The organism is Xanthovirga aplysinae, from assembly GCF_009711365.1.
Lineage (GTDB): Bacteria > Bacteroidota > Bacteroidia > Cytophagales > Cyclobacteriaceae > Xanthovirga > Xanthovirga aplysinae.
In genome coordinates, this window is sequence record NZ_SMMB01000490.1 from 1 (window position 1) to 1875 (window position 1875).

At 33.4% G+C, this 1875-nt stretch carries 2 protein-coding genes; one reads left to right on the plus strand and one right to left on the minus strand.

The annotated features are described in order from the left end of the window. On the minus strand, nt 1-245 hold a 245-nt coding region (locus tag E1171_RS24120), incomplete at its 3' end, for a hypothetical protein (protein ID WP_222931340.1). Nucleotides 246-430: 185 nt separating this feature from the next. Here E1171_RS24120 and E1171_RS02050 point away from each other — a divergent pair. After that, a partial coding sequence (locus E1171_RS02050; RefSeq protein WP_155203592.1) for a lipopolysaccharide biosynthesis protein occupies nt 431-1875 on the plus strand: 1445 nt, incomplete at its 3' end.

Genomic DNA, 1875 nt, shown 5'->3' on the forward strand with positions numbered 1-1875 from the left:
AGAAAAGGAGGAAGTTTAAAAAGCATAATTAAGGTGAGTCCAATAGAAATGGCCGTAAGCATTTTCATATATAAATCCATACCATTCAAAAAGGATGGACTTATGTTTTCATTTCCTTCTGAATCATAAAAAGTGCTTCCATAAATAAGCTCTTGAAAAAAAGAACTTGTAAATAAAATACTCAGAATAGCTAGTAAATAAAAATATTTGATTTGCAGTTTTAACCCGCCTACAGAAAAGATCATATGTTATTTGGTAGTGTTAAAATAAGGGGATTTTTAATTTTATTTTAAGGGAAGAGATTTCTTTGTTTTTTTATGTATATTCAACTGTTGATGACCCGAATTTTGGCTAATTTCAATCCTTTAGTTAATTTCCTTTTCAGTTTTTCTCTAAGGAAATACCCCCCTGTATTCCTCACCTTTTCCAAATGTCAAACAAGTTTTCTCTTAATGTTTTTCATGCCGTAAAATGGACTTCCATAGGAACTGTTTTGGGGGCTAGTTTTCAAGTGATATACTCTGCTATAATGTCCCGCCTATTGGAGCCTGAGGCTTTTGGTTTGGTAGCAATGGCTGGGGTAGTATTGAGTTTCGGCAGTTACTTTTCACAAATGGGCCTTGGGCTTGCTTTAATTCAGAAAGATAATATCTCGACTAAAGATATTCGAAGTGTTTTTACATCTTCCTTGCTTTTGGGAATGTTTTTTACTCTTGTAATTTGGGGGTTATCACCATATTCAATGCTTTTATTCGATAACCCAAAGGTTACCCAGGTCATTCGAGTGATGGCATTTTCTTTATTTATTAATGGTCTTTTTTCTACCTCACTAAATTTATTAAGGAGGAATTTGAGATTTGAGAAGTTGGCCAAAATAGAAATCCTTTCCTTTCTAATTGCTTATGGGGTTATTGGAATAGGATCTGGATATTTGGGTTTTGGTGTTTGGAGTCTAGTAATAGCAAGCCTTTGCAATTCTTTTTTTGTTGGAATTATGGCTTATGCCTTAATTAGACATAGCATTAAATTACTTTTTAAATGGGAGAATTACAAACCGTTATTTTCCTTTGGGAGTAAAATTAGTATAACCACTTTCCAGGAATTTTTTTATTCCAAAATGGATGTAATGATTATTGGTAAGATGTTAGGAGCAAGTGTTTTAGGGGTGTATAATAGGGCGCATTTGTTAGTGTATTTGCCTTCTCATCATGTGACCTCCGTATTTTCCAGGGTTTTTTTCCCTTCCTATAGCCGGTTACAATCAAATCCGAAGTTACTTTCCAAAACTTTTTTATCCCATATAACTTTTATGGGATATATTATTATTCCACTTTGTTTAGGCATTTTTGCAGGTGCTCGGGAAATTGTAGGGGTGGTGCTTGGGGAAAATTGGGAGGATGCTGTAGGAATTTTAAAAGTTTTATGCATACCCATAGCACTAGGTGCTATTAACTTACCTTTTGGAATAATATGCGATTCCACTGCTAATTTAAACAAAAAGGTGATTTTGAATTTTATTTCACTTTTTTCACTAATAATTCTTTTTTACTTGCTTAGAAATAAAGGATTGGTTGGTTTCGGTTATGCTCTTTCCATTACGGAGACCTTACGGTTTTTGATGTATACCTATGTTGTGAATAAAATCCTTCCCTCAACTAATTGGAACCTAGTAAAGGCTTATTTACCAGGTCTTCTTACAGGATTAATTGTATGTGCCGCAATTAGCATGCTTGCTTATTTGTCTGAAAATTTAGATATTCCATTAACATTTCTTCTTATCATTCAAATTATTACTGGAGCGGTTATTTTATTAATTAATATCCTGTTCTTGCCTCCCAAAAGTTTAAAAGGTGTGATATTTAATACGATCAGCAG